23 protein-coding genes and 1 riboswitch are annotated in these 22311 nt (G+C 63.8%); of the genes, 11 read left to right on the top strand and 12 right to left on the bottom strand.

Annotated features, from left to right (window positions below; translation table 11 throughout):
- Positions 1 to 180: 180 nt before the first annotated feature.
- The 4 genes from groL to A9K65_RS25440 form a co-directional block, all read right to left on the bottom strand.
- Positions 181 to 1836, bottom strand: coding sequence for a chaperonin GroEL (gene groL / locus A9K65_RS25450; protein WP_013532389.1), 1656 nt, complete (start codon positions 1834 to 1836; stop codon positions 181 to 183).
- 62 nt (positions 1837 to 1898) lie between these two features.
- Positions 1899 to 2195 (bottom strand): co-chaperone GroES, encoded by a 297-nt coding sequence (gene groES, locus A9K65_RS25445; RefSeq protein ID WP_006203049.1) that lies wholly within the window; start codon positions 2193 to 2195, stop codon positions 1899 to 1901.
- Positions 2196 to 2359: 164 nt separating this feature from the next.
- Positions 2360 to 2545 carry a hypothetical protein gene (locus A9K65_RS36115; RefSeq protein ID WP_245321904.1) on the bottom strand — a complete coding sequence of 62 codons (186 nt, stop codon included), beginning with the start codon at positions 2543 to 2545 and terminating at the stop codon, positions 2360 to 2362.
- Entirely contained in the window at positions 2542 to 3156 is a 615-nt protein-coding gene (locus A9K65_RS25440) for a class I SAM-dependent methyltransferase (protein ID WP_245321903.1), read from the bottom strand. Before A9K65_RS25440 ends, A9K65_RS36115 begins: the two co-directional genes overlap by 4 nt.
- Positions 3157 to 3271: 115 nt before the next feature.
- Here A9K65_RS25440 and A9K65_RS25435 point away from each other — a divergent pair, with 115 nt between their 5' ends.
- On the top strand, positions 3272 to 3943 hold the full coding sequence (locus A9K65_RS25435; RefSeq protein ID WP_245321902.1) for a hypothetical protein: 672 nt from the start codon (positions 3272 to 3274) through the stop codon (positions 3941 to 3943).
- Positions 3924 to 4124: a hypothetical protein gene (locus tag A9K65_RS36110; protein ID WP_245321901.1), complete on the top strand. Its 201-nt coding sequence runs from the start codon at positions 3924 to 3926 to the stop codon at positions 4122 to 4124. The genes A9K65_RS25435 and A9K65_RS36110 overlap by 20 nt, the downstream gene beginning before the upstream one ends.
- Before the next feature lie 8 nt (positions 4125 to 4132).
- On the opposite strand, the gene A9K65_RS25430 is transcribed toward A9K65_RS36110, so the two are convergent.
- On the bottom strand, positions 4133 to 4759 hold the full coding sequence (locus A9K65_RS25430) for a TetR/AcrR family transcriptional regulator (protein WP_064994129.1): 627 nt from the start codon (positions 4757 to 4759) through the stop codon (positions 4133 to 4135).
- Positions 4760 to 4882: 123 nt separating this feature from the next.
- Between A9K65_RS25430 and A9K65_RS25425 the strand changes: the two genes are divergently transcribed.
- Genes A9K65_RS25425 through A9K65_RS25415 form a run of 3 tightly spaced genes read left to right on the top strand, consistent with a single transcriptional unit; the run spans position 4883 to position 8499 of the window.
- Complete coding sequence (locus tag A9K65_RS25425) at positions 4883 to 6070, top strand: MFS transporter (protein WP_064994130.1); 1188 nt, start codon at positions 4883 to 4885, stop codon at positions 6068 to 6070.
- A 12-nt stretch (positions 6071 to 6082) separates the two neighbouring features.
- A complete protein-coding gene (locus A9K65_RS25420; RefSeq protein ID WP_064994131.1) occupies positions 6083 to 7360 on the top strand; it encodes a D-arabinono-1,4-lactone oxidase in 1278 nt (425 codons plus the stop codon).
- Complete coding sequence (locus tag A9K65_RS25415; RefSeq protein WP_064994163.1) at positions 7360 to 8499, top strand: alanine racemase; 1140 nt, start codon at positions 7360 to 7362, stop codon at positions 8497 to 8499. Before A9K65_RS25420 ends, A9K65_RS25415 begins: the two co-directional genes overlap by 1 nt.
- A 5-nt stretch (positions 8500 to 8504) precedes the next feature.
- Here A9K65_RS25415 and A9K65_RS25410 read toward each other — a convergent pair whose 3' ends face one another.
- The gene (locus A9K65_RS25410) at positions 8505 to 9338 is read right to left on the bottom strand and encodes an AraC family transcriptional regulator (RefSeq protein WP_064994164.1); all 834 of its coding nucleotides are present in this window, start codon (positions 9336 to 9338) and stop codon (positions 8505 to 8507) included.
- 235 nt (positions 9339 to 9573) lie between these two features.
- Positions 9574 to 9781: riboswitch (cobalamin riboswitch) on the top strand.
- A 164-nt stretch (positions 9782 to 9945) separates the two neighbouring features.
- Between A9K65_RS25410 and A9K65_RS25405 the strand changes: the two genes are divergently transcribed.
- The 3 genes from A9K65_RS25405 to A9K65_RS25395 are packed head-to-tail and all read left to right on the top strand — an operon-like array spanning position 9946 to position 12747.
- Entirely contained in the window at positions 9946 to 10734 is a 789-nt protein-coding gene (locus A9K65_RS25405; protein ID WP_064994132.1) for an ABC transporter ATP-binding protein, read from the top strand.
- 49 nt (positions 10735 to 10783) lie between these two features.
- A complete protein-coding gene (locus A9K65_RS25400) occupies positions 10784 to 11731 on the top strand; it encodes an ABC transporter substrate-binding protein (protein ID WP_064994133.1) in 948 nt (315 codons plus the stop codon).
- A 29-nt stretch (positions 11732 to 11760) separates the two neighbouring features.
- Positions 11761 to 12747, top strand: a complete 987-nt coding sequence (locus tag A9K65_RS25395; protein ID WP_081714386.1) for an iron ABC transporter permease — start codon at positions 11761 to 11763, stop codon at positions 12745 to 12747.
- Positions 12748 to 12772: 25 nt separating this feature from the next.
- On the opposite strand, the gene A9K65_RS25390 is transcribed toward A9K65_RS25395, so the two are convergent.
- The 6 genes from A9K65_RS25390 to A9K65_RS25365 are packed head-to-tail and all read right to left on the bottom strand — an operon-like array spanning position 12773 to position 18582.
- Complete coding sequence (locus tag A9K65_RS25390) at positions 12773 to 13708, bottom strand: phosphatidate cytidylyltransferase (protein ID WP_013532378.1); 936 nt, start codon at positions 13706 to 13708, stop codon at positions 12773 to 12775.
- A complete protein-coding gene (locus A9K65_RS25385; RefSeq protein ID WP_013532377.1) occupies positions 13708 to 14370 on the bottom strand; it encodes a lysophospholipid acyltransferase family protein in 663 nt (220 codons plus the stop codon). The genes A9K65_RS25390 and A9K65_RS25385 overlap by 1 nt, the downstream gene beginning before the upstream one ends.
- A complete protein-coding gene (locus tag A9K65_RS25380) occupies positions 14367 to 14810 on the bottom strand; it encodes a hypothetical protein (protein ID WP_013532376.1) in 444 nt (147 codons plus the stop codon). The genes A9K65_RS25385 and A9K65_RS25380 overlap by 4 nt, the downstream gene beginning before the upstream one ends.
- Entirely contained in the window at positions 14807 to 16132 is a 1326-nt protein-coding gene (locus A9K65_RS25375; RefSeq protein ID WP_064994166.1) for a phosphatase PAP2/dual specificity phosphatase family protein, read from the bottom strand. Before A9K65_RS25375 ends, A9K65_RS25380 begins: the two co-directional genes overlap by 4 nt.
- Positions 16133 to 16137: 5 nt before the next feature.
- Positions 16138 to 17925 (bottom strand): bifunctional alpha/beta hydrolase/class I SAM-dependent methyltransferase, encoded by a 1788-nt coding sequence (locus tag A9K65_RS25370; protein WP_198327527.1) that lies wholly within the window; start codon positions 17923 to 17925, stop codon positions 16138 to 16140.
- A gap of 48 nt (positions 17926 to 17973) precedes the next feature.
- Positions 17974 to 18582, bottom strand: coding sequence for a CDP-alcohol phosphatidyltransferase family protein (locus tag A9K65_RS25365; RefSeq protein ID WP_013532373.1), 609 nt, complete (start codon positions 18580 to 18582; stop codon positions 17974 to 17976).
- Positions 18583 to 18777: 195 nt separating this feature from the next.
- Between A9K65_RS25365 and A9K65_RS25360 the strand changes: the two genes are divergently transcribed.
- From A9K65_RS25360 to A9K65_RS25350, 3 genes are all read left to right on the top strand, one after another.
- Positions 18778 to 19257, top strand: coding sequence for a MarR family transcriptional regulator (locus A9K65_RS25360; protein ID WP_013532372.1), 480 nt, complete (start codon positions 18778 to 18780; stop codon positions 19255 to 19257).
- A complete protein-coding gene (locus A9K65_RS25355) occupies positions 19254 to 20435 on the top strand; it encodes an HlyD family secretion protein (protein WP_013532371.1) in 1182 nt (393 codons plus the stop codon). The genes A9K65_RS25360 and A9K65_RS25355 overlap by 4 nt, the downstream gene beginning before the upstream one ends.
- Positions 20436 to 20740: 305 nt before the next feature.
- A complete protein-coding gene (locus A9K65_RS25350) occupies positions 20741 to 22273 on the top strand; it encodes a DHA2 family efflux MFS transporter permease subunit (protein ID WP_064994134.1) in 1533 nt (510 codons plus the stop codon).
- Positions 22274 to 22311: the final 38 nt, after the last annotated feature.

Genomic DNA, 22311 nt, shown 5'->3' with positions numbered 1-22311 from the left:
AGGAGGCCCGCCTGCTTCAACAAAGCGCGAACGGTTCCTGTCGGTATATCCCTTACGCGGATGTGGAATTGTAACGCGACCTGTAGACGACAGCCAACACCCGTTCTGACGCGTCCTAAAAGAACGAAAAAGGGCGGCATCGCTGCCGCCCTTTCCGTAAGCTTAGCCAGGTTGGCTGGATTAGAAATCCATGCCGCCCATGCCGCCCATGCCGCCGCCGCCCATGCCGCCAGGCATGCCGCCGCCAGCCGACTCCTTCTTCGGAGCCTCCGCGATCATGGCTTCGGTGGTGACGAGCAGGCCGGCGACCGAGGCCGCGTCCTGGAGAGCGGTGCGGACAACCTTGACCGGATCGACGATACCCATGGCGATCATGTCGCCATAGTCGCCGGTCTGGGCGTTGTAGCCGAAGGTCGCGCCCTTGTTCTCAAGGATCTTGCCGGCAACGATCGATGCTTCCGCACCGGCGTTGGCCGCGATCTGGCGGGCCGGAGCCTGCAGCGCACGACGAACGATGTTGATGCCAGCGGCCTGGTCGGCATTGACGCCGGTGGCCTTGATGTTGGCCGAAGCGCGCAGCAGCGCGACGCCGCCACCAGCAACGATGCCTTCTTCGACGGCCGCGCGGGTCGCGTTGAGGGCGTCATCGACGCGGTCCTTCTTTTCCTTGACTTCGACTTCCGTCGCACCGCCGACGCGGATCACCGCAACGCCGCCCGCGAGCTTCGCCAGACGTTCCTGCAGCTTCTCCTTGTCGTAGTCCGAAGTGGTCTCTTCGATCTGCTGCTTGATCTGGGCAACGCGGCCCTGGATCTCCGCCTTCTTGCCGGCGCCGTCGACGATGGTGGTGTTCTCCTTGGAGATCGACACCTTCTTGGCGCGGCCGAGCATGTTGAGGCCGACGTTCTCGAGCTTGATGCCGAGGTCTTCCGAGATGACCTGGCCACCGGTGAGGATGGCGATGTCTTCCAGCATGGCCTTGCGGCGATCGCCGAAGCCCGGCGCCTTGACGGCGGCGATCTTCAGGCCGCCACGCAGCTTATTGACGACCAGCGTGGCCAGAGCCTCGCCTTCGACGTCTTCCGAGATGATGAGCAGCGGCTTCGAGGTCTGCACGACGGCTTCGAGAACCGGCAGCATGGCCTGGAGGTTGGACAGCTTCTTCTCGTGCAGGAGGATGTAGACGTCCTCGAGCTCGGCAACCATCTTGTCGGCGTTGGTGACGAAGTAGGGCGAGAGATAGCCGCGGTCGAACTGCATGCCTTCGACGACTTCGAGTTCGGTCTCGGCGGTCTTGGCTTCCTCAACCGTGATGACGCCTTCGTTGCCGACCTTCTGCATCGCTTCCGCGATCATCTTGCCGACCGACTCGTCGCCATTGGCCGAGATCGTGCCGACCTGGGCAACTTCCTCGGAGGTTTTGATCTTCTTGGCAGCCTTGCCGAGCGCCGAGACGACTTCGGTCACGGCCAGATCGATGCCGCGCTTCAGGTCCATCGGGTTCATGCCGGCGGCAACGGCCTTGTGGCCTTCCTGGACGATCGACTGCGCCAGAACGGTCGCGGTCGTGGTGCCGTCGCCGGCGATGTCGTTGGTCTTCGAAGCAACTTCGCGGACCATCTGAGCGCCCATGTTCTCGAACTTGTCTTCAAGCTCGATTTCCTTGGCGACGGTGACGCCGTCCTTAGTGATGCGCGGGGCGCCGAACGACTTGTCGATGACGACGTTGCGGCCCTTGGGGCCGAGCGTGACCTTCACCGCGTCGGCGAGGATGTTGACGCCGCGCAGCATGCGCTCGCGGGCATCACGGGAGAATTTTACGTCTTTGGCAGCCATTTTTAGCTCCTGGCAGGGGCTTTGATCGAGCCCGGGAATTCAGTTGACGGAAAGGCCTGATATCAGCCGATGATGCCCATGATGTCGGATTCCTTCATGATCAGAAGGTCTTCGCCATTGAGCTTGACTTCGGTGCCCGACCACTTGCCGAACAGGATGCGGTCGCCGGCCTTGACGTCCAGCGGGACCAGCTTGCCAGCTTCGTCACGAGCGCCGGAGCCGACAGCGATGATCTCGCCTTCCTGCGGCTTTTCCTTTGCCGTGTCGGGGATGATGATCCCGCCAGCGGTCTTGGATTCGGATTCGACCCGGCGAACGACCACGCGGTCATGAAGCGGGCGGAACTTCGACTTTGCCATTTTTTCTTCCTCGATGAGAACGGTGAGAAACAGTTCCTCCATCCGGCGGCGCCGGACATGTGGTTAGCACTCACCAAAGGCGAGTGCTAACGTGGCGCTGAAATAGGCTGGCGGCGCGCCGGAGTCAAGGCGCTCGGAGCGCCTCTTGGCGCATGATGATGAACTTACCGGTGCCTGGCCGAACCGAGCACCAGAAGCGGGCACCGTTCCGCCAGCGGATAGCTTCCGCTCGGCACGACGCGCACGTCGCCGAACCAGTTGGCTGCCTCGTTGGTCAGCGTGGCCAGCGTCGCGAAGCTGTAGCTTATGTCCGAGCCTGCATAGACGTCGATCGTGTTGATCGAGGTCATACTCCATCCTGTTCGCGCGGCAAGAGCTTCGCGGTCCGGAAACACCTGCCGAATGCATCGCGGATCGTTGCCACCTTGATGGTAAAATCGCGGTCGTCGGTCGTACACGCCATCGCAATCCGCCATTTGAGCGCGTGGAAATTCTCGATCCCGCCGGCCAGAACCAGAGCTTCGATGCCGCACAGATCGTCCGCCGTTTCCGGTCGTGCGAAGACGCGGATCGCTGCGCGCCTGCCAGGCTTCAGCACCCTGGCGACCTCGCCAAACAACGAACTGCGCGCCGCCTGGGAAGCGACCGCCGACAGGCATCCGTCGCCGATGACGGCGTCGATGCTTGCGCGGTCCACGGGCAGGTTAAGCCAGTTGCCGGCGATTGCCCGTCGCGAGCCGTCGTCGCCAGCCCATACGCCGGAAATCATGGCCGCCGACTGGTCGACCGCCAACATCGACTTGCCCAGAACTGCCAATTCCGGGGTAACCCCCAAGAGAAGGACATCGGCATTTCCGAGATCAAGTTCGCGATCGAATATAGCGACGGTTTCCGCTGTCGGCCGGAGCGGCGCTTCCAGAAGTTTCCAATGGCGGTGGTAATCGTCCCAATGATTTGTCATGCAATTCCATTGGCCCCCTGCACGCCTGGATTTTGGATATCACCGGGGCTTAATAGAGGTCGTTGGACAAGCCAAGAGATTTCAAGGCATCTACAGACAGTCCAGGAGGTGGATAGTGGCGCGTATCGCCGTGATAACGCATGAGCATGACAGGTTCCTGGGCAGGCGCGATATTCTGCTGCGCAGGAGCAGCCCATACATGCTGTTCGACATTCTTGCGGAATTGAAAAGGCGCGGCCATTCGATTCGGGTTCAGCAAGGCCTGTCGAAGCCGGTCAGCGCCGATATGGCGGTATTGCATGTCGATGCCACGGTGACGCCCACGGACTATGTCGACTATGCCCGGAGTTTTGCATTCTGCCTCAACATCGGCGCCGCCGACATATCCAAACGGCGGATCAGCGGTGCATTGATCGACAAAACCGACAGCTGGCAAGGTCAGGTGATCGTCAAAAGCAATCTCAACAATCGGGGAATCCCGGAGACGCTCCTCAACCGGCGATCCGAGCGCGCGGGCAAACAGCCGCCGTTTCCGCATTTGCCAATCTTGCACCCCTATGAGATCCACAGATCTCTCGGCGACGTTCCGGACGGCGTCTTTGATTGCGACGATCTCGTCGTGGAAAAGTTCATTCCGGAGAGAGAACCCGACGGTTTTGCTGTTCGTTTCTGGGTGTTTTGCGGAGAGCGAGAGCGCTGCACCCGCTACGTCTCCCCAAACGGCCTGGTCAAGGCATCGGAGACGATCCGGCGCGAGCCCGTATCCGGTGCCCGACGAACTGCGTGAGCGCCGGCGTGAACTCGGCTTCGACTATGGAAAATTCGATTTCGTCATGCATGAGGGCAGGGCCATCCTCCTCGATGCGAACAAGACTCCCGGCCGTCCGCAAAATCTCGTCAAGATGTTCGCGGCCGGCGCTTCGGATCTGACACACGGCTTCGAAGGCCTCGTCCATCGGGCGAAATAGGCGCGGCTCTAGAGGAACAGCCGCAGCTGCGTGTGAATGATAGACCGGTAATCCTCGATGGTCCGGCGGCTTTCCGCCTCGTCCTCGGCGAGCGCCAGGCGCACCACGCCGCCGGCGAGCTGGAAGATCAGCAGAACCATACGTTCGAACTGCTCGCGCCTCTCGGGCTCGATCAAGGCGATGACGTGGTCGCAGAACATTTTGGCTTGGTGACGCGTTTCGGCGAGGTCGAGGTTCTTGAGCGCCTTGTCGGCCTGGATGGCGTTCTGCAGATCCTGGATGGCCGGATCGCCGGCGACACGGCTGAGATAATCATCGAGCAGCCGGTCAGCGGCCACGATGACATCTTTCGCCTCGTGGATTTCGGCGATGATCGTCGTCAGCCGTGCCCGGCTGACCTCTGAAAACCGCTCATAGAGCATCGCCAGGATCGCCGATTTGTTGGGAAAATAGTGGTAGACGGTGGCGATCGGCCCGCCCGCCAGCATGCCGACCTCCTTCATGGTGACGGCGTCGATACCCTTTTCCCCGATCAGCCGCATGGTCGTCGACAGGATCGCGTCGATGCGCTCGCGGCTGCGTTCCTGCTTGGGCTTGCGCCTCGGCTCGGTCGCCATTCTCTTCAATTCCGTCATGCACCGATCTTTCGCACGGTTTTTAGATTCCGGTTGACAAGAAATATGATCAAGTATCAGTTTCTGAAATACTGACAGGTTGTCAGCTTTTTTGCCGCGCGGCAAGGACGTTGGGAGGCGCCTTTGGCTTCGACAGATACCGGCCATGCAGGCAGTGGCGACTGGCTGGTTGGCAATCCGACCGGCTGGCAGCTTGCCTCGGCTCTGTGGATCGGTTCGGTCGGCCTGCTCATCCTCGGCCTGCAGCCGGTGCTGCTCGGAGCTCTCTACACCGAAGGCCATGTCAGCGGCGACGAACTGGCGCTGGTCGCCACCGCCGAGATGATCGCCATTGCCATCGGTTCGGCCGTCGTGGCGATGCTGCTTTCGGCCCACAATATGCGCTGGAAAAGTGCCGTCCTTCTGCTGCTGCTGGCGCTGGCCAATGTGTGGACGGCCTATGCCGAGAGCGCCAACATGCTGATTGCGGCCCGCGCCCTGGCAGGGCTCGCTGAAGGCGGTCTGGTCGCGGTCGCCACCGAATTGATCGCCCGTTCGCGGCGCGCCGAGCGCATCGGCGGCTATTTCGTCACCATGCAGACGCTGGCGCAATGCGCGCTCGCCCTGTTGCTGGCGCTCTATGTCATTCCGGCCGCAGGGTCGGAGGGTGGCTTCATCGTTCTTGCCGTCGTCTGCGTCGTGTCGCTGGCGGTCGCTTTCACCGTGCCCGGTGACTATGCCGACCTGCCCAAGGAAGAGAATCTGGCCAATGTGCTGACGGTTCCCTCAATGACCGCGCTGTTGTCGGTCTTCTGCTACTTCATGTTCTTCGGCGCGGTCTGGGCTTTCCTGGAGCCGCTAGGCGCGCAATACGGCATCGATGGCCGCACCGTCGGCCTGATCGTCTCGGCCAGCCTCGCGGTGCAGGTCCTGGGGGCGATGACGGCGACCGCGTTCGAGGCGCGCATCGATTATCGCCTTGCCATCGCGGCGATCGGCGTCGTGGCGCTTGTCAGTTCCCTGGTTCTTGCCAGCAGCCCCGGCCTGACGACGTTCTGGGTCGCTGCCCTGGCCATGGGCTTTATCCTGCTGTTCATCGTGCCCTACCAGATCCGTCTGGCGATCACCGCCGACGAGACGCGCACCGCTGTGCTGCTGGTGCCGGCAGCCCAACTGTTCGGCCTGGCGCTCGGGCCGATTGCGGCGTCGCTGCTCATCGACGGCAAGGATTTCCGGTCAGTGCCGGAATTCGCCGCCGCCAGCGCGGTGGCAAGCGTGGCGCTGCTCGGTCTCTTCGTTCTTGTGTCACGTCGCCGTCGTGCGGTTGCCTGAGCGGGGAGCGCCATGTCGAACACTTGGAGCAACTGGTCGGGCTTCGTAAGTGCCGAGCCCAAGCTGATCGCCAGCCCCGGCGATGCCGGTGAACTCGGTGATCTCGTCCGGACCGCGCCCGGCCCGGTGCGCGTTGCCGGCGCCGGTCATTCCTTCACACCGCTGGTGAAATCGCAGGGCACGATCCTGTCCCTGGAGAGACTGGAAGGGCTGGTCTCGCACGACGCGCAAAAACATCAGGCGCGGGTGCGGGCAGGGACCCGGCTCGGCCCGCTCATGCACATCCTGCAAGGCATTGGCCAGGGCCTGCCCAACATGGGCGATATCGACCGCCAGGCGATCGGCGGCGCGCTGGGCACAGCCACGCACGGCTCTGGGCCGACGCTCGGCGCCTATCACACGCAGCTGGAGACGGTGCAGATCGTCGACGGGCTTGGCAAGGTCCGCGACTTCAAGCGGGCAGGGGATCGGGACATGATCCACGCCATCGGTGTCGCGCTCGGCGCTTTCGGCGTGCTCACCGAAGTGACGCTGAACAACATCGCGACCTACCGGTTGCGCCGCCGCAAATATGTGCTGCCGATCACCGAGATGCTGCGCGATTTCGAGGCGATGATGGCCGCGCATCGCTCGGCCGAATTCTACTACATTCCGTTTTCCGGCTATGCGCAGTTCATCGCCAGCGATTTCAGCGATGCCGCACCCACCACGCGGCCGCCGGAAGAGGACGAGGCGGGTTTGAGGACACTGCGCAGGCTGCGCACTTCACTTGCCTGGCTGCCATCGCTGCGTGGCCGCCTGATCCGATCGGCGGCCGCCAAGTTTCCCGCCGAGGACTACGTGCAGGACTGGCTCAACGTCTATGCCAGCGACCGGCAGACCAAGTTCAACGAGATGGAATATCATTTGCCGTTCGAGGAAGGGCCGAAGGCGCTGGCCGAGATCATCGAGCTGACCGAGAAGCGCTTTCCCGAGGTCTATTTCCCGATGGAGGTGCGCTCGGTCGCGCCGGACCAGTTCTGGCTTTCGCCATTCTACAACAGGCTGACCTGCTCCGTCGCCATCCACCATGACGCCGCGAACGATCCTTTGCCGTTCATGCGGGCGGCAGAGCCGATCTTCCGCAGATATGGCGGCCGGCCGCATTGGGGCAAGATGCACAGCCTGAAAGCGGCGGAGCTGAAAAAGCTCTACCCGCGCTGGGACGATGCCATGGCGGCGCGCCGCGACATCGATCCGGAAAACCGCTTCGTGTCGCCCTACATGGCCGGCCTGTTCGGCATCGAATGATGAGCACCTATTTTTCCACCCTCTCGGATGCGCTGAAGACCGCCGGCATCTTCCGACCCTGCCTGCTGCTCGACCGCGATCGGCTGGACGGAAACATTGCCCTGGTAAAAAGGAGGCTGGATCCCGGCCTGGCCGTGCGGCTGGTCGACAAATCGCTCGCCTGCCTGCCGCTGCTTGCGCATATAGGCAAGGCGCTTCGCCATGAGCGCTTCATGACCTTCCACCCGCCGATCAGCGAGGCGGTGCTGAAGGCGTTTCCGGATGCCGATCTGCTCTACGGCAAGCCGATGCCGATCGGTGCGGCAAGGGCTGCGCTGGTGAAGGGTGATGCCGACTGGTCGCGTGTCTGCTGGCTGATCGACAGCGAGGAGAGACTGGCGGAATACGGTGCTCTCGCTGACGAACTCGGCATCGGCCTGCGCATCGCTTTCGAGATCGATGTCGGGCTGCATCGCGGCGGCTTTGCTGATCCCGCGGCCTTGTCGAAGGCGTTGAGCGCGTTGCCGGTCCGGCTGCATTGCGAAGGCGTCATGGCCTACGAGGCGCATGCGCCGCTCATTCCCGGCCTTTTCGGCGGACCGGCAAAGGCATTGGCGGAGGCGTCGGCGCAGGCTGCGGCGTTCGTCGCTTGTCTCGGCGCCGACCAGCGCCGCATCCTCAACATCGGCGGCAGCAAGACCGCGCTGCTTCATCGTGGCGGCGCGGCCAATGAAGTGTCGATGGGCTCGGCCTTCGTGCTGCCCAGCGACTTCGATACGCCAGGCCTCGACGGCTTCCAGCCGGCGGCTTTCATCGCTACGCCGATCCTGAAAGTGGTCGAGCCGATGCTGCCTGGCCCGCCGGCCGTCACCCGCCTGCTGCAGGCGCTCGGCCGGTTTCCGCGCAAGGGCTGCTATCTCTATGGCGGCAAGTGGATGGCCGAGCCGGTCTTCCCCCAAGGCATGAAGACGAACGGCCTGCTCGGCCTGTCCTCCAACCAGCAATTCATGGGCTTGCCCGCCGATGCGACCGCAAGGCCAGGCGACTACGCGTTTCTAAGGCCGACGCAGAGCGAGGCCGTGCTGCAGCAATTCGGGTCGATCGCCGTGTTTTCCGGCGGAAAGGTCATCGATCGCTGGCCGGCGCTGCCGATGGCGTGATCGAGCTACGCCTTCACCGGTACCCAGATCTCCAGCCCGCCATTGCCGCTGTGGGCATCGAACTCCGGTCCATAGCGCTCGAATTCCGGTGCATCCGCGATTTCGTGACCGGAGTCGGGCAGCCAACTGTTCCAGATCGTGTTGATCGTCCGGCGGATGGATGAGATGTGCTCGCGGTGCGAGAACACCGCATATTTCTGCGCCGGCACCCGCACCCGATAGAAGTCCTTCGGCAGATCCGCAAAGCCGGACACTTCGACGCCGACGACATAGTCGAAATTGCCCGCGTCGTCGCCGTTAAGGCAGACGCCGTAGAAAACGCCTGAGATCTCGCCGGGGATGTTGCCGATATAGGGTGCAAAACGCTGCCACTGCATCGGAATCCCGGCGCTGGTTTCACAGCTGTAGCGTTCGCCGAGGCCGGCGATCAGGAACGGCCGGCTGGTCTCGAAGCGCGGTGGTTCGAGATTGGTGAGGAAGGACTGGTCCATCAGGATCGGCTCCACGAGGTCGAGGTTGTTGGTCGAGCCTTGCGCGCGCACCAGTTCCGGCGTGGTGCCGAACTGATCGCGGAAGGCACGGGTGAACGCCTCATGCGAGTTGTAGCCGGCGTCGAGCGCGACGGCGAGGATGTCGGGCGCTCCGCCGGCCAGCTTGCGCGCCGCCTCGGTCAGCCGGCGTGAGCGCATGTAACCCATCACCGAGCGGCCGGTTGCGGCGCCGAAGGCGCGCGTCACATGAAAACGCGACACGCCGCTGCTTTGCGCGACATCGTCAAGCGAGATCGCCTCCGGCAGATGGCTCTCGACGAACCACAGCGCTTTCTCGGTCGGGTTCATGGGGCTCCTTTTCGCATTGGCCGGATCATCTTGGCGTTTCCTGGCGCGGCCAGTTTGATCGAAATTGCGCATCCCGTGCAATCTGCGCCGATCCCATGGGCTTTCGCTTGACAGCGGGCCGCGTCATCTCCTAAGAATGTTATGTTATTACATAAAGTGAGCGTGCAATGCCTGTTTCCCTTAGCTGGCCCACCACTTCGTCCGAGAAATCCATTGCGAAGCGTTTGGTGGAAATCTACGCTGAAGTGGTGATGGTCCCCGAGCCGAAAGGCGAGGGGTGAAAAGGGAACACGGTGAGGCCTGTTCAGGTCGAGGCCGTGGCTGCCCCCGCAACTGTAAGCGGCGAGCAAAATCCGTGAATGCCACTGGCCGGCAAGGCTGGGAAGGCAGGATGGCGCAACGACCCGCGAGCCAGGAGACCTGCCATCACTGAGTTGACCGGACGGGGTGTGCCGGGAGGAAACGCGAGTCCCGGTCTTGTCGGCCGGTTCGCCAGCTTCCTTCCGTCGCCAGTTTTGGAAAGTGACGGAAAGTTGGACGGCTCCATCGATCATCGCATCACCATGCGCACGCTTTGCCGTCCCCGCAATCCGGCGGGCAGCAGCCGATGAGCGCAGTGCTTCTCGAAGCCCATGACCTCTGTGCCATGGCGAATGGGCGGAATCTGGTCCAGGCGGTCAGCTTCTCGGTGGCCGCTGGCGATCGCCTTGCCATCATCGGTCCCAACGGCGCCGGCAAGACGACGCTGCTGCGCATGCTGTCGGGCATGCTGCGGCCAAGTTCCGGCGAGGTGAAGCTTGGCGGACGCGGGCTGGACAGGATTTCGGCCGCCGAGCGGGCGTTGCATATCGCCGTTGTCGGCCAGACCGACCAGCCCGATCCGCGGCTGGCGGTGATCGATTATGTCGAGCTTGGCCGGGTCCCGCACGCCGGGCTGCGGCGCAGGCGCGAGGAACGCGATATCGCCGTCGAGGCGCTGCGCCGGACCGGCCTGCTGCCGCTGCTTGGCCGCACCGTCGGCTCGCTGTCGGGCGGCGAGCGCCAGCGCGCCCAACTGGCGCGCGCCATCGCCCAGCAGCCCAAAATCCTGTTCCTCGACGAACCGACCAACCATCTGGACCCGCGCGCCCGCGGCGAACTGCTCGACCTCGTGGCAGGCTTCGAGATGACGGTGATCGCGGTGCTGCACGATCTGGCGCTGGTAGCACCCTTCGCCACCAGGGTTGCGGTGATGAATCATGCCCGCCTGCAAGCGCTCGCCGCACCGCGCGAAGCGCTGGCCCAACAGCTGATCCGCGAGATTTTCGGCATCGATGTGCTGCGCCTGCGCCATCCGACCGAGGATCGAGAGTTGACGGTGTTCGAGGTTCCGAACCGTGCCGCGCCGCCGTCGTGATTGAAGCCGTTCCATAGTCGACCCGATCCCACCCACAAGGAGCATACCCGTGAAACGCCTCGCTTTTTCGCTTGCCGTCTCGCTGCTGACCTCGACCGCCTTCGCCTTCCCGGTAACCGTCGACAGCTGCGGCAAGCCGCTGACCTTCGACGCGCCGCCGAAGCGCGCTGTCATCCACGATCTGAACATGGCCGAGATGGCTTTCGCGCTGAAATTGCAGCCGTCAATCGTCGGCCTGACGGGCATCACCGGATGGTACAAGGTCGGTTCCGAATTCAAGGCAGAGCAGGGTTCGATCCCGGAGCTGGCGCCGAAATATCCGACGCTCGAAAACCTCGTGGCCGTGGAGCCGGATTTCTTCTTCGCCGGCTGGTACTACGGCATGAAGCCGGGTGGCGAGGTGACGCCCGACACGCTTGCCCCGCACGGCATCAAGACGCTGGTTCTGGCGGAAAGCTGCGTCCATCTCGACAAGAGCCGCCCCGCCGCCTCGATGGACCTGCTCTATGGCGACGTCGAAAAGCTGGGCAAGATCTTCGGCAAGGAGACAGAGGCGGAAAAGCTTGTCTCTGGCTGGAAGGCGCAGCTCGCCGACATCACCGCCAAGGTCGGCAGCGCCAAGGGCACGCGGGTGTTCCTCTACGATTCCGGCGAGGACAAGCCGTTCACCGCAGGCAAGTTCGCCATCCCCAGCGCCATGATCACTGCCGCCGGCGGCGACAACATCATGGCTGACATGGACACCAGCTGGGGCAACACGGATTGGGAAACGGTGGCGTCGCGCAATCCGCAATTCCTCATCCTGCTCGATTACCAGGACGGTGGCGGCTACAGGAAGCTGCTCGATTTCCTGAAAGCGCATCCGGCCATGAAGGAGACCGACGCGGTCAAGAACGAACGCTTCGTTGCCCTGCGCTACGCCGAGCTGACGCCTGGACCCGCCAACATCGAAGCGATCGACAAGATCGCCAAGGCCATGCACCCGGAAGCATTTTGAGCTTGCGTCATCCGGCATTTGCGTTGGCCATGCTGGCGGGAGCGGCGGCGATCGCCGCTCTCGCTCTGCTGTCGATCGCCTATGGCTCGACGCTGATCCCGCTGGCCGACGTTGTTGCAGCGCTTGGCCGCGCAATCGGCTTAGGCGGGCACGACGTGTCCGGGCCGGTCGGCAAGATCGTCGTCGATCTGCGGCTGCCGCGCACGATCCTGGCCATCTGCGTCGGCGCGGGCCTCGGCGTCGTCGGCGCGCTGCTGCAGACGGTGACCCGCAACGATCTCGCCGATCCGTTCCTGTTCGGCCTGTCGTCGGGCGCCGCCGCCGGTGCTGTTTCCGTCATCACCGTCTTCGGCGACAGCTTTGGCATCTGGACGTTGCCGGTCGCGGCCTTCACCGGCGGCATATTGGCCGCCGGCGTCGTCCTGCTGCTGGTCGCGCGGGTGAGGGGCCAAGGGCCGGAGCGGCTGATCCTCGCCGGCCTTGCTGTGTCCTTCATGTTCACCGCCTTGACCAACTACCTGGTCTTTGCCGGCGACCAGCGCGCCGCCCACTCCGTGTTGTTCTGGACGATGGGCGGCCTTGGCCTGGCGCGCTGGGACAATATCTGGCTCGGCGCGCTGGGTGCGGGCACCATTCTGGCTTACGCGCTGTGGAACCACCGCCGGCTCGATGCCTTCCTGGCCGGCGAAAACGCCGCCGAAAGCCTTGGCGTGCCAGTGGCGCGCATGCGCCGAATGACGTTTCTCGTCGCCGCCTTCTCGACGGCGATCCTGGTCTCTGTCGCCGGGGTCATCGGCTTCGTCGGGCTGATGATCCCGCATCTGTCGCGGCCGCTGGCAGGCCCCTTGCATCTGCGCCTGGTTGCCAGCTGCGCCGTCTTCGGCGCGGTGCTTTTGCTGGCCAGCGATCTTCTGGCCCGAACGCTGCTTCCGCCGCAGGAACTGCCGATCGGCATCATCACCAGCTCGGTCGGTGCGTTCTTCGTCGTCACCATGCTGATCCGCAACCGGCTTTGAGCGCCTTTGGCAACCGGTCGCCGGATCACACGGTCCAGAAATAGCGCACGATGTGGAAGAACACCGGGGCGGCGAAGACCAGGCTGTCGGTGCGGTCCATCATGCCGCCATGGCCTTCGATCAGATGGCCCCAGTCCTTGACGCCCTGGTCGCGCTTGATGGCCGAGGCGACCAGCCCGCCTAGGAATCCCATCGAGCAGGCGACGAAGGCCACGCCTGCCGCCTGCAGCGGCGAGAAGGGCGTCACGAACGACAACAGCGCGCCGAGCAGGCTCGCCGACACCAGTCCGCCGATCAGCCCTTCCCAGGTTTTCGACGGCGAGACGTTCGGCGAAAACCGGTGTTTACCAAACAGCTTGCCGAAGATGTACTGCAGCACGTCGCTGCCTTGCACGACGATGATCAGGAAGGCGATCAGCAGCAGGGTGCGGCCCTCGAAGCCTGGCACGTCGAGTGTCAGCAGGGCGGGGACGTGGCTGACGCAATAGACCGAGATCATCACCGCCCATTGCTGCGCGGCGATCCGCTCGAGGAAGCGTTCGGTGTCGCCATGCAGCGCCGTGATGGCCGGCATCAAGAGGAAGCAGTAGACCGGAATGAAGATGACGAAGAGCCCGTACCAGGCGGTCCACACCAGCCAGTACTGAAACGGGATGATGATGCCGAACATGCCGAGCAGCACCCAATGGTCGCTGCGGCGCGTATGCGTCAGCGTCACGAATTCGCGCAGCGCGGCGAAGGAAATCAGCGCAAACAGGATGGTCATCCCGTAACGGCCGAAGAAGAAGGCGACCGTCATCAGCGCCACCATCACCCACCAGGCGTTGATGCGCTGCGTGAGATTGACAAGCGTCGAGCTCAGCGGCTTCGGCGCTCGCGCCGAAAGGATGGTGGCGACGATGCTGGCGGTGGTCAAAACCGCCAGCAGGCCGATGATCAGGATGGAGATCTCGTGGCGCATCAATCGTCTCGCTCGGGACGCGGGTTGAGCGCCAGAAGCGCGGCGTGGGCGCGCTCGAGAAAGGCGCGGCGTTCTTCGCCCGGGCCAACCGCGACAGGCGCGCCGAAAACGACGCGGCACAGCAGCGGCACCGGCAGGAACTGGCCCTTGGGCAGCACGCGCGACATGTTCTCGATCCAGCACGGGATCAGCTCGACCTCAGGCCGCGCCGTCGACAGATTGTAGAGCCCGGAGCGGAACGCCAGCAGCGGCTCGTCTGTCATGTTGCGTGTGCCTTCGGGAAACAGGATAAGCGAGTGCCCTTGGTCGAGAACCGACAGCATGATCTCGATGGGGTTTTCCTCAGGTCTCGTCCATTGCCGGTTGATGAGCACGGACGACAACATGTCCTGCGCGATGAAGCGGCGCAGCCGCGACTTCCCCCAATATTCGCCTGCGGCAACAGCATGGGTGATCGCGCGCTCCCTTTCGCTGAGACAGGCCGACAAAAGGATGAAGTCGCCATGGCTGGTGTGATTGGCGAAATAGATGCGCTGCCGCTCGGAGGGCAGGCTGCCGTTCCAGATCGGCCGCACCCCGGTCACCATCCGGGCCAGAGCCGACAGGCCGACGGAGGTTACCGTCTGCAGCAAGGTGAAGGTCTTGAGCGAAAGCTTGTTCATCGCGGCGCCCAAAACCCTGCCGCCAGAAGCGCTGCGGCAAACAGAGCCAGGGCAGCGCGCTGCTTGAACAGCAAGCGGCTTGTGCCGGCCATGCGGTCATCGAGCAAGCGTGTCGCGAACGGAGCCGGTTTCAGGCGCATGCGCGCCAACATGTCATCCACCGCGGCACCGCCGGAAGCTTCGTCGTCATGGCTCGCCATCAGTCGGAACAGCAGCGCGTCGAATGCCAGCAATGCCGACAGCGCCAGCACCGCAACCGCGCTCGCGGCGGCGATCGACAAAGCGATGGCCGCGGGCAAGGTCTCGAAGGCACCGCGCGCCGATGCGGCTAGAGGCGCAAGGACATTTGCGGCCAGCACGATTGCGGCCGGCCACGCGGCCTGTCGCATCAGCATGCCGGCGAAGCGGTCGGTGCGGTCCTGATAGGTATTGCCTGTCATGACGCCGCCCGCCCCGTGGCCTCTGCAAGGTGGACCGGCCGGCCGGCGGCCGCGAGCATCTCGCGGGCGAGCGCTGGCGTCCCGGCCCTGCCGGTCGCCACCAGCCATTCGGCGACGACGCCGGCGCTGCGCTGGAAGCCGAGCGCGCAGCACACCAGGACGGTGCCGTCGCGGCGTGCATTCTCCAGCGCGCCGGCTGCCTGTTGCCGTATCGCCAGTGGCGGCGGCAACAGGTCGATCATCGGAAAGCTGATCCAGCGGCAATCGGTTGTCGCCGGCTTTTCGAGTTCGGCGGCGAGGTCGATGACCGTGCCGAAGCTGTTGGCCTCGCTTGCCGTGGGAAAGCGCCCGAGAAAGACACCTTCGGCAATCGCCACCTGGGGGGCAAGATTGCGCGTCCAGGCCCATATGTTTGCCCTGGCGCCGAGGCGATAAGGCAAGAGCAGGATACGGCTTGCAAGCGTGATGCTGCCATCGGCGGATTTCTGGAACACTTTTTCGCCTGCCCCTGCATAGGCGAGGGTGACGATGGCCAGCGCCAGCGCCGGCCAAAGCAGGAAGAGCGCGACGGCGCAAACGTAGGCACCGAGCGCGGCACCGGCCAGCGCGAGGACGGCGCCCATAGCGTAGAACCGCGCCAGCCGCCGCGCTTTCGCATCGTTGGTCAGCCGGAAGCCTGCAAACGGCAATGCGCCGCTGCGCGGAAACAGCCACAGCGCAAAGAACCCGAGCAGCGCGCCGGTCGGGATGTCGATGAAGTGATGCTGCCAGGTCGTCAGCACCGAGGCGCCGATGAGGAAGCTCCAGCCATGCCAGAGCGGCAGGAGCAACCCGCCGAGCCGGTGGCGCCAATGATCCCAGATGATCGCCAAAAGGGCGATATGCAGCGAGGGCGCCTGGTTGAACGGCTTGTCGAAACCGCCGAGCACGGCAAACAGGAACCCCGGCAGGCCGGTCGTCGCCGGTCGCACGAATGTAGCGGTCAGCGGGAACAGGATGAAGCAGATAACGGCGACGATTTGCGCTGTGAGATAGCGTCCGGCCAGACGGTCGACCCCTTGCCTGTCGTTGTTGAGCAGCAGCGACAGGCCGTAGAACAGGTTGATCGACCAATAGGGCACGATGGTCCAGGCGACGAACGGGATGCCGTGCTCCCACGAGAACACGATACTGCCGACATCGTCGCGCCGCGACGCCAGCCAGTTGGCGAAGCCGTAGCTGAGATAGAAGAACGGCGCCAGGAAGGCCAGCCACAGGGCTGCCCTGACGACCACCCGGCTATAGGGTTCGGCACGCGCCAGGGATGCAGGCGATGACACCATGCTGCTCAGCGGCGCCGCGCGAGCGAGACGGTGAAGATGCCCCATTGGTCGATGCGCTGGTCGAGCTTTTCGAAACCGGCGGCTTCGACGAGCTGGTCCATTTCGCCTTGCGTGCGCCGGCGCATCACCCAGGCCTCGCCGCCGCGATGCGAGGTCAGGCTGCGGGCGATCATCTCGAGCTGCGGGTGCCAAGGCTGGTTGGTGTAGAGCAACAGGCTGCCCGGCTGCATGGCGCTGGCCAATCCACCGAGCGAGCGGGCGATCATCGCATTGTCCGAGAATAGCTCGTAGAGGCCGGAAACGACGGCGAGGTCCGGCGCCGGATCGGCGTTGGCGAGCATGTCGGCATCGAAAGCGTCGGCGCGCTGGAACGTGACGTCAGCCGGCAATTGCCGCTCCGTGATCAGCTTGCGGCCAAGCTGCACGTTGAGGTCGGAATAATCCTGCAGACGCACGCTCGCCGGCTGGTCGGGGCTCTTCACGATGGCATCGAGAACATAGCGGCCGTGGCCGGCGGCGATGTCGAGAATATGCACTGGCCGGCCAGTGGTCTTGAGCGTTGCCAGGCAAGAGCCGATCAGTTCTTCGAGATGCAGCTTGCGCTGGCGGATGCCGCGCCAGCCGATGGCTTCCAGGAAGACACGGTCGACGACGCGGCCAAGGGGCGTAAGGCCGCGCGCGTCGTTTTCGTAGACATAATCCAGCGTCGAGCCGGAATCGAAGCCGGTGGCAATGCCGGTCTTCATGCCTTGGGAGACCCAGGCGCCCATGCGGATGGAGGCGCGGCTGAATGCCCAATAGAGACCCTTTGGCGACATCAAAGCGAGCGGTGAAGCAAGCCGGTCGGCCTCGTCGCGTGTGTAGCCGGCAATGTCCGCCTGCTTCAGGTCGACCGGCGCATCCGGTGCCGCGAACTGCCTGGCCAGGAACGGCCGGATCAGGTCGAGGGCCTTTGCCCGGTCGCGTTCGCCCAGCGTGTCGTGGAAGAAGCCCGGTAGCACATGACGTTCCTTGATGCGGCTGCCGAGATTGACGAAGAACTCGTGCTGCGGGCCGTGGCGCACGACCCAATCGCTGCCCGAAAGCAGAAGCTGCGTCGGCGCGGTGATGGCGCGGGCGTCCGCAACGATGCGGGCTGCATGCTGGTAGAGTTCGACCAGGATGTTGGAAGCGATCGGCCGCGTGATCAGTGGATCGCTCTCGAAAGAGGCGATTCGCACGGGATCATGGGTCAGGAATTTCGCCTTGACGTAGGAATTGACGAAGAAGCGGCCCTTGATCTTCTGCCAGAGCGCTATGCCCTCCTTGGCGAAGGGCACGTAGAGTTTTACCGAGAAGGCCGGTGAGGCCAGCACCATGGCGCGCAGCTTCGGCGCATAGTCATGCACCCAGGCGGCGGCCAGAACGGCGCCGAAGGACTGCGCGATCAGCGCGATATCGCGCGTGGCGAAGCCATCCCTTTCAGCGATCTCGCGCATGAAGCAGTCGATGTCGCGCACCAGCGCCGAGAAGGACGGGGCATAGCCGCGCTCGCCGGACGAACGGCCATTGCCGCGGGCATCCCAGGCATAGAAGGCGTGGCCCGGCATCCGCAATTCATCGACGAGATGGGCCATGCGGCCGCCATGCTCGTGGCCGCGATGGAAGAGCACCACCGCGCCTTTGGCATCGGCCGAAGCCGCCGGCCAGAATCGGTAGAAGATCTCCGTCCCGTCATGGCTGCGGAAGACCCGCTCTTGCGCTTGCCGCGCAAGGCTTTCCGTGGCCGCGGCGGCGATCGGGTCGTGCATCATGGTCTTTCCCTCTGGCGGCCCCACTGGCGGCATGGCGAGCCTCGATGCTCAGCTGGCGCTGCCAATAAGCCCGGCGCGTATCCGGTTTATGGCGGTCAGCAGCGAAAGCGTTGCCATGGCCGGAAACACAAATGGCGCGATCGATACCGGCCACAGCCCTGGGGCGCACAGCACGGCGACGACGCCGAGCGCCAGCGCCCTGTCGCTCTTGCCGAACGGCCCGGCATAGTTGCGGCCGATCTTGGCGGCGATGCCGAGCACGCCGGCAAACTCGGTCAGCACCGCCGATATTGCGAAGGCGACGACGCCCCATGCGCCAAATTCCGGAAAGACGGCAAAAGGCAAGATCAGCGCGAGGTCCGAAACGACGTCGCACAACTCGTTCAGATACATGCCGAGCGTCGAGGCTTGGCCATGCTCGCGCGCCAGCATGCCGTCCACGGCATTCAGCGCCATGCGCACGAACATCACCACGGGGATAAGCAACAGCAGCCAGCGCCATTCATGCCGGATCGCAATGGCCGCGCCGGCGGCTATCGACATCGCGGCCGCCAGGATGGTTATGCTGTTTGCGGTGACCCCGATGGCCGCCAGCCGATTGACCAGCGGCCGCAGTCGACCCTGGAAGGCCGGCTTGAGAGCGTAAAGCGTCGGCATTGCGTTGATCCCCCGATCCTGTTCAGCGGCTGTACATCAATATGCCAGACGCGACCAGCGGAGAGGCGGCGCGGCCATCATGCGTTCGCAAATCGATAACCATGATTGGCCCGGCAAAGCTGTCATGCACATTTGTCGGCTTTGTGTGCACTGCGGCACCTTGAATAGTGAGCACGCTTATTATATATCCCGCTCATGGTTTCCGATGGCATCGACAGATTGGGCTTCTTGATCCACGACGTGCAGCGCCTGATGCGCAAGCGCTTCGAGGCGAGGGCCAGTGGCTTGGGGCTTTCTTCGGCGCAATGGCGGCTTCTGGTCCGCGTTGCCAAGGAAGACGGTGTCGCGCAGGCGCGGCTGGCCGAACTTCTCGAAATCGAGCCGATCAGCGTTTCGCGCCTGGTCGACCGCATGGAGGAGGGAGGCTGGATCGAGCGTCGTTCCGACGCTGCCGATCGCCGCGTCCGCATGATCTTCCTGACGCCCAAGGCAAGCGATGCCTACGCCGTGATCAAGAGCATTGCCGGAGAAGTCTATGAGGAATCGCTGGTCGGCGTGAAACCGGAAGCCCGTCGCGTCCTCGTCGAGGGACTTGAGGCGATGGTCCGCAACCTGACCGACGACGAGACGCCGTCCATTGAAAAAGTGAAGAACACAGAGGGCGCAGCAGCATGAACGCGGTAGCCAAGATAGACGAGAAAGTGACCGAACTGGAAATGGAAGCGCCGGCGCAGCCGGCCGCGGCCCCGGCAACCGTTGCTCCCCCGGTGCAGCCGGCTCCGGCGCCGGTGAAGAAAAAGCGCCGGCTGGGCCGCTTCCTGCTCATGGTCGCGCTGCCTGCGGCATTGGCTGTTGGCGGCGGCTATGTCTGGGTTACCGGCGGCCGTTATCAGGAGACCGAGAACGCCAATCTGCAGCAGGCCAAGGTGTCGATCGCTTCCGACACGGCCGGCCGCATCGTCAAGGTCGACATCTTCGATAACCAGCTGGTCAAGCAGGGTGACGAGCTGTTTGCCATCGACCCCGAGCCCTACCGGATCGCGTTGGCGCAGGCCGACGCGGCGGTGGCGGGCGCGCGTCTCAATGTCGAGCAGTTGCGCGCCGCCTATGGCCAGTCGATGGCTCAGCAGAAGTCCGATGCCAGCCAGGTCGCCTTCGCCCAGTCGCAGTTCGACCGCGCCGCCGATCTTGCCCAGAAGGGCATCAACGCCAAATCGTCGCTGGACGAAGCCAAGAACGATCTCGACAAGGCCAAGCAGCAGCTCGCCGTTGCCGAGCAAGGCATCATCAGCGCCAAGGCAGCCCTTGGCGGCAATCCCGACATCGAAACCGACAAGCATCCGACCGTGATGGCCGCGCTCGCCGCGCGCGACAAGGCCGCCTACGACCTGGCGCAGACCACGGTCAAGGCGCCGGCTGACGGCATCGTCAGCCAGGCCTCGTCGTTCAAGGTCGGCCAGTATGTCGGTTCCGGCACGCCGCTGTTTTCGCTGGTCGAGACCGGCGACACCTGGATCGATGCCAATTTCAAGGAAACGCAGCTCACCCACATGAAGCCCGGCCAGAAGGCCGAGATCGTGGTCGACACCTATCCGGGGCGCACCTTCGAGGCGACGGTCAAGGCGATCGGCGCCGGCACGGGAGCCGAGTTCTCGCTGCTGCCGGCCCAGAATGCCACCGGCAACTGGGTCAAGGTCACACAGCGCATCCCGGTTCGTCTCGAACTGACCGATGCGGACGCCAAGATGGCGTTGCGCACCGGCATGAGCGCCACCGTTACCGTCGACACCGGCGTGGCGCGTGGCCTGCCTTCGATCTTCGGTCACGCCACGGCCGGCGAGGCCGCGCAGTAACGTCAACAGAATGCCGCAGGACCAGCGGCGGAGGTGAATAGCAGGATTGGTCTGATGGGAGGAGCTGGAAGGATCAGCGTTTGGGCACGCCGCATAGCGGCCTGGCCGAAGTCTGAAATCTCCGACGCGGACCCGTCGGTCCTCATGTTTCCGGGCGGCAAGCATCCGCTGATTAGAGACTTTCAGTCGATGTAACCCCCACATCGACAATCGCGTCCCACCGCGACGAGGGTCTCTCAACGGAAGGCGTTGCCGCCCGGAAACCCCTTGTACACGTTTTTGTTACCTGCTGGAAGTTCCACGCCATGAGCACGCCCGAACCCTTCAAAGAAGTGCCGCATCGCGGCCTGATCACGGTCGCGCTCATGTTGGCGACGATCATGCAGGCGCTCGACACGACGATCGCCAACGTCGCGCTGCCGACCATGACCGGCGATCTCGGCGCCTCGCCTGACAACATCAATTGGGTGCTGACCTCCTACATCGTTGCCGCCGCCATCATGACGCCGGTCACCGGCTGGCTGGCCGATCGCTTCGGCCGCAAGGAACTGTTCCTGACGGCGGTGGTCGGCTTCACCGTGTTTTCGATGCTGTGCGGCATCGCCTGGAGCCTGGAGACCATGGTGTTCTTCCGGCTGATGCAAGGCGTGTTCGGCGCCGCGATCGTGCCTCTGTCGCAGACCTTCCTGCTCGACATCAATCCCAGGGAACGCCATGGCCAGGCGATGGCCATCTGGGGCGCCGGCATCATGCTGGGTCCGATTCTGGGCCCGACACTCGGTGGCTGGCTGACCGAGAATTTCAACTGGCGTTGGGTGTTCTTCATCAATCTGCCGGTCGGCATCGTCGCCTTTCTCGGTATGGCCGCTTATTTGCCGGCTATCGCGCGGCGCGTGCGCGGCTTCGATTTCTTCGGCTTCGCCATGATATCGCTCGGCGTCGGCGCGCTTCAGCTGCTGCTCGACCGCGGCGGCGAGGTCGACTGGTTTTCCTCGGTCGAGATCTGGATCGAACTTGGTCTTTCGCTCACCGGCTTCTGGGTGTTCATCATTCACACCATGACGGCCGAGCACCCCTTCATCGATCCCAAGATCTTCCTCGACCGCAATTTCGTGACCGGGCTCGCATTCATCTTCGTCATGGGTGTGCTCATCCTGGCGAGCATGTCGCTGCTGCCGCCGATGCTGTCGACCATCTTCGGCTATCCGACCGTCACCATCGGCATCGTCATGGGGCCACGCGGCGTCGGCACCATGATTTCGATGCTCGTCGTCGGGCGGCTCATGAGCAGGATTGACGCCAGGATTCTCGTCGTCATCGGCTTCCTGCTGACCGCGCAGTCGCTCTACACCATGTCCAGCTTCACCCCGCAGATGGACAATTGGCTGATCATCAGCTCCGGCGTCATCCAGGGCCTGGGCATGGGGATGGTGTTCGTGCCGCTGTCGACCGTCGCCTTCGCCACGCTTGACGTGCGCTTCCGCACCGATGCCACGGCTCTGTTCAGCCTGGTGCGCAATCTTGGCTCGTCGATCGGCGTGTCGGTCGTGACGGTGTTGATGGTGCGCAACACGCAGATCAACCATGCCGAGCTTTCGGCCTTCATCAATCCGTTCAACCCCAATCTGTGGGCTGTCTCGCCGGCGGCCGCAGGCGGCGACCCAACGGCGCTCTCGCAGGTCGATCGCATGGTCAATCTCCAGGCCATGATGATCTCCTACGTCAAGGACTTCAAAATACTCATGGTGATGACGCTGCTTGCCATCCCGTTTGTTTTCCTGCTGCGCAAGCCGAAGCAGGCGCCAGCCGGCGGCGCGCCGGCGGCGCATATGGACTAGCTTTCCATCAAATCGTCTTGGGTGTGGCGCACCGCACC

It is taken from the genome of Mesorhizobium sp. WSM1497, from assembly GCF_001672455.2.
Taxonomy (GTDB): Bacteria; Pseudomonadota; Alphaproteobacteria; order Rhizobiales; family Rhizobiaceae; genus Mesorhizobium; species Mesorhizobium ciceri.
Note: the sequence above shows the minus strand (reverse complement) of the source record. Positions and strands in the feature narration are given on the sequence as shown.

Bases quoted from the DNA above. Each gene is read 5' to 3' on its own strand.
- A9K65_RS25405 (WP_064994132.1), top strand. From the start codon at position 9,946: ATGAGCGCAGTGCTTCTCGAAGCCCATGACCTCTGTGCCATGGCGAAT.
- groL (WP_013532389.1), bottom strand. From the start codon at position 1,836: ATGGCTGCCAAAGACGTAAAATTCTCCCGTGATGCCCGCGAGCGCATG.
- A9K65_RS25355 (WP_013532371.1), top strand. From the start codon at position 19,254: ATGAACGCGGTAGCCAAGATAGACGAGAAAGTGACCGAACTGGAAATG.
- A9K65_RS25385 (WP_013532377.1), bottom strand. From the start codon at position 14,370: ATGAACAAGCTTTCGCTCAAGACCTTCACCTTGCTGCAGACGGTAACC.
- A9K65_RS25415 (WP_064994163.1), top strand. From the start codon at position 7,360: ATGAGCACCTATTTTTCCACCCTCTCGGATGCGCTGAAGACCGCCGGC.
- A9K65_RS25420 (WP_064994131.1), top strand. From the start codon at position 6,083: ATGTCGAACACTTGGAGCAACTGGTCGGGCTTCGTAAGTGCCGAGCCC.
- A9K65_RS25430 (WP_064994129.1), bottom strand. From the start codon at position 4,759: ATGACGGAATTGAAGAGAATGGCGACCGAGCCGAGGCGCAAGCCCAAG.
- A9K65_RS25390 (WP_013532378.1), bottom strand. From the start codon at position 13,708: ATGCGCCACGAGATCTCCATCCTGATCATCGGCCTGCTGGCGGTTTTG.
- A9K65_RS25380 (WP_013532376.1), bottom strand. From the start codon at position 14,810: ATGACAGGCAATACCTATCAGGACCGCACCGACCGCTTCGCCGGCATG.
- A9K65_RS25370 (WP_198327527.1), bottom strand. From the start codon at position 17,925: ATGATGCACGACCCGATCGCCGCCGCGGCCACGGAAAGCCTTGCGCGG.
- A9K65_RS25365 (WP_013532373.1), bottom strand. From the start codon at position 18,582: ATGCCGACGCTTTACGCTCTCAAGCCGGCCTTCCAGGGTCGACTGCGG.
- groES (WP_006203049.1), bottom strand. From the start codon at position 2,195: ATGGCAAAGTCGAAGTTCCGCCCGCTTCATGACCGCGTGGTCGTTCGC.
- A9K65_RS25360 (WP_013532372.1), top strand. From the start codon at position 18,778: ATGGTTTCCGATGGCATCGACAGATTGGGCTTCTTGATCCACGACGTG.
- A9K65_RS25410 (WP_064994164.1), bottom strand. From the start codon at position 9,338: ATGAACCCGACCGAGAAAGCGCTGTGGTTCGTCGAGAGCCATCTGCCG.
- A9K65_RS36115 (WP_245321904.1), bottom strand. From the start codon at position 2,545: ATGACCTCGATCAACACGATCGACGTCTATGCAGGCTCGGACATAAGC.
- A9K65_RS25350 (WP_064994134.1), top strand. From the start codon at position 20,741: ATGAGCACGCCCGAACCCTTCAAAGAAGTGCCGCATCGCGGCCTGATC.
- A9K65_RS25440 (WP_245321903.1), bottom strand. From the start codon at position 3,156: ATGACAAATCATTGGGACGATTACCACCGCCATTGGAAACTTCTGGAA.
- A9K65_RS25395 (WP_081714386.1), top strand. From the start codon at position 11,761: ATGCTGGCGGGAGCGGCGGCGATCGCCGCTCTCGCTCTGCTGTCGATC.
- A9K65_RS25375 (WP_064994166.1), bottom strand. From the start codon at position 16,132: ATGGTGTCATCGCCTGCATCCCTGGCGCGTGCCGAACCCTATAGCCGG.